Origin of the sequence: Succinimonas sp. (genome assembly GCF_045225735.1) — a bacterium.
Taxonomy (GTDB): Bacteria; Pseudomonadota; Gammaproteobacteria; order Enterobacterales; family Succinivibrionaceae; genus Succinimonas.
On record NZ_JBGVBR010000006.1, the window covers coordinates 1 to 3759 of the forward strand.

Consider the following 3759-nt stretch of genomic DNA (forward strand, 5'->3'; position numbering starts at 1 on the left):
AAGGCTTCGCCGTCCCTGGACATCATGGGACGGCTTGCCGACGGACTCGGCGTCCCCCTGTCAACTTTGCTGGAAGCTCCTGACACCATGCAGCTCGGAGTCCCTAAGGGCTTTAAGAGAATCCCTTCCAGTATCGTGCCCGCGGATTTCAATCTGGACGAGCATACCTCAGTCTCCGGGAAGGATGCTTCCGCTGCGGTGTCGGCTGCCCCGAAACCGTCCTTGGAGCATGGTGCTCCCGCCCTTTCCCGGAACGAAGATCCTCTTCTCAGGAGACAACAGGATAACGCAAATACCCTGCTGCTCATGAAGATCATGGAATCCCAGAATATCGAGGAACGTTATATGCTGGAACTCCGGAAACTCATGCAGGACTGTTACACTAAGCTCTTGAACAAATAAGCCGTAGTTTATCGATTAAATATTCTGCCAAAGAATTTGCAACACTTTGTAATTTGGGCTTGCAATAGCGGCATTTTTTTGAACGTGGTTAATTCTCTGTTATAGTTTTCGATCAGGCGATGTGATATCGAGCAATTAGAACGTGCATTAGGCAATGATAGTTGCCGTTTGTTATAAAACTAAGTACGACGACTAAGTACGACGACGGTAGAGTTCATGTTTAATCACTACTGTTCCCTCTGGTTTGGAATACTCGGTTCCCGCCCCGAAAATACCGGTATTGAGGTTCCTTCTACCCGCTGCCCCTCCGGATAATTCAGGTAACTGCGTCCATGCATGGCCTTGTGGGTAAAATCCGGACTCCCCTATTCTAAGAATGCGAGTTTCCTTTGGATGAGGATTTCCGGTTAAGAAATTAAGCGTCAGACATTTGAAAGATATCCCGGCTGATTACGTCTGAAGTTCCCAAAAAACGCGCTGCCGCCCGCAAGCGGGCGGAAGAGGGAGCGCGGCAAGCCGCGCCAGATTCCGCGGCTTGCGCCGCGGCGGCTGATTCCCGATTAGAAGATTACAGATTCCAGATCAGCCGTAAAGCGGGCCGCACGGCGTTGCCATCATTGCAGACGAGGTCACCATGCGGGTAGAGCGCGCCGCCCGTATTTACGAGCGATGCGTAGTTCTGATAATAGCCCGGCGACCGCAGCCACCAATAACAACAGCCGCTGCTAACATAAGCCCCATGTGCTTTGGCCAGGCCGTAGGCTGACACTTTCTTTCACTGTTATTCTTAAAATAACGTTCCGCCTCCGCAAGGCTGAGGCAGAAAACCCGATCCTGAGTATTATTTCCGCCGCGGGTGCCATATTGGCGGTTATCGTCATTCACCACCTCTGAGAGCTTAATCCTCTGCTGTTCCTCTTCCGAGAAGGCGGCCTTCAGAAACTCGCTGTTAAGCCACTTTCGAAGATCGCATTGCTCCCAGGTCATGGATACATTCTCATAATCGATTTCAACATTAGACTCCCAGGTCATGGATACATTCTCATGATGATACTGTTTGCAGTCCAGACCGTAACGGCTTACCAGCAGCGCTTCCTGGTCATTCACCTCCATAACCAGCCATTCAATGGGCTCTTTGGTATTGTCGTTATTCTGCGGATAGTTCCCGAACTTTAAGTATTCCCCCTTCTTAATGGTTACCGGGGAATACTTAGTGCCGTTAACCATAATGGCGGCGCCCTTTTCTCCGGAATGTTCCAGATCCTGAAGTTCCTTCACTGCCGGGGCTAACGCTTCCGCGCTCTTAAGAGCCTCCAGCCCAGCTTTATGCTCCCGAACAAAGTCAGATCCCCGGAAAGGCTTTTTGCTGCTTTCCGCTGCTAATTCTCTGGCAAATCCCGTAAAGCCTGCGGCATCTTTGAACACATATTCGTCAAGCTCAATAACACTGTTTCCGGCGGCTATAACAGGCGCAACCACAGGCGCAAGGGCACTGACATTACTAAGAGCGGCAAGGGCTTTCTCATGCTCCCGGACAAACCTCCGAATGCCGGCGGGGTTCTCCTTCCCCTTGCTTAAGATCTGATCCATAAAGCCCCGGAACTCCTCCCCGGATCTGAAGACCAGCTCATCAAAAGCCACCATCTGATTTCTTGCGGCATAAAGAGCGTTCAGGATCGACTTACACCTGCTGTCCCGGCGGAGCTCGGAAAGCTCCTTGCTGTGATTTTTTACAAAACGGCAAAGATAACCGGGATCCTCACGCCCTGTTGCAATAACCTCATTAAGGTATGCCTCAAAGGCAGGGACGGTGGTAAAGATCCGACTCCCCAGAACTATGAGGCTTTCAGCAGCGTCTGTAAGGGGTTTAAGCGCGGCTTCGTATTCAGGATTTTTGCGGAGGTCGTCGATAGCATTCCGATGCCGCTTTACAAACTCCAGAAGATAGCCGGGATCATTTTGTCCGCGGTTCAGGGTCTCGGTTACAAAGGCTTTAAAGGCCGGGAGATCCGGGAACATCTCTTCATCAAAGACGATGACAGCGTCATTTGCGGCATAAAGGGCAGCGACGTTTGTCTTTATGCCCGGAAATGATTTGGCCGCACTGTCAAGGGAGTCCCGGTGGGCCTTTACGAAGCTCAGGAGGTAAGCAGGATCCTTTCTTCCCCGCTCCATAACTCCGGTTATAAAGTCCCGAAAAGCCGGTTCTCCGGTAAAGAGGTATTCCCCGATCTGGATAAAGCCCGCGACAGTCTTTTGCAGGGTACCGAGAGAGTCCGTGCCCCAGACCTTTTCTGATACCTGCTTTAAGGGAGTTTTATAGCGGTTCAGGAGACTCCGGATCTCGTAGGGCTTTTCTTCGTTAACAAGCTTCTGGATATAGCTCTGGAAGTCCTGTCCGTTTCTGAAGTGATACTCGTTATCACCGAAAACAGCCCATTTGGCATCATTAAGAGCCTGAGACAAGGCTTCCCGGGATTCCGGATCCGGAAGGTTCTTTTCCAGAAAATCCAGATCCTTCCTGGCAGTCTCCATAAGCTTCATGTAGGCGCTGCGGTCTTTACTGACCAGATCTGCCATTTCGTTTCGGAAGGCTTCGGGACTCTCATAGATTTTGCCCCCGACGGGAATTCTCCGGTCATCGCACAGGGAGTATCCCAGAATGAGGGCAAGCTCCGTATCGGATTCGGCATGCTCATTGCTTTTCCAGAGAGCGGCGGTTTTGGAAAAGAGATCCTTTACGGCAGTGTTTTTAAGGACGGTAACAGCATAGTCCTCCGGAATTCCGGATAATACAAACTCCTTTACCGCCTGAGTTAAGGGATAGCTCTGGCCCCGAAGACCATGGTTTTGGAGTGCCTCATGAACTCCCGTATCAATAAAGGCCCGGCCCAGCTCCTGAACGGAATTAAGAATCTGACCGTTAAAGGAGATTTCCTTAACCTCCGGATTAAGGCTGTAAATGAGAGCGTACAGAATTCTGGTGTTAGCCCAGTGATTTCCCGGATCCTTTCCGGCCAGCTTCTTCTCGGCATATTCGCAGAGAGCGCCCTTTTTCTCGCTGAAGGCATAGTAGTGATGGGAAAGAAAACCCCGCCCGAGATCCTTAAGCCCGGCCTCCGGATGCTCCAGCATGGCCCGCAAAAGATCCGACTCAGCGGTGTAGGTTTTGCCGTTAAAGCGGTAAGCCTGAAACGGGTCTCCTGATGCTGCAGACCCTGCGGAAGGTGACGCTCCTGCCGCTCTGGAGTCCCCGGCAATAAAACCTGAAGCGGACGGGATTTCCCCGGGTACCGGCACCTCTTCGCCGTTAAGCCATCTTCTGACCTCGTCATAGCCCCAGCGCCTGTTGGGATT

The 3759-nt window shown here is 51.6% G+C and carries 2 protein-coding genes and 1 pseudogene; 1 reads left to right on the forward strand and 2 read right to left on the reverse strand.

What is annotated here, in order from left to right:
• Positions 1-402: pseudogene (locus ACJROR_RS00145) on the forward strand (hypothetical protein); the annotation flags it as partial.
• A gap of 568 nt (positions 403-970) precedes the next feature.
• Here ACJROR_RS00145 and ACJROR_RS00150 read toward each other — a convergent pair.
• Positions 971-1105: a hypothetical protein gene (locus ACJROR_RS00150; RefSeq protein WP_406545333.1), complete on the reverse strand. Its 135-nt coding sequence runs from the start codon at positions 1103-1105 to the stop codon at positions 971-973.
• A partial coding sequence (locus tag ACJROR_RS00155; RefSeq protein ID WP_406545332.1) for a DUF6273 domain-containing protein occupies positions 1063-3759 on the reverse strand: 2697 nt, incomplete at its 5' end. The genes ACJROR_RS00155 and ACJROR_RS00150, both read right to left, overlap by 43 nt.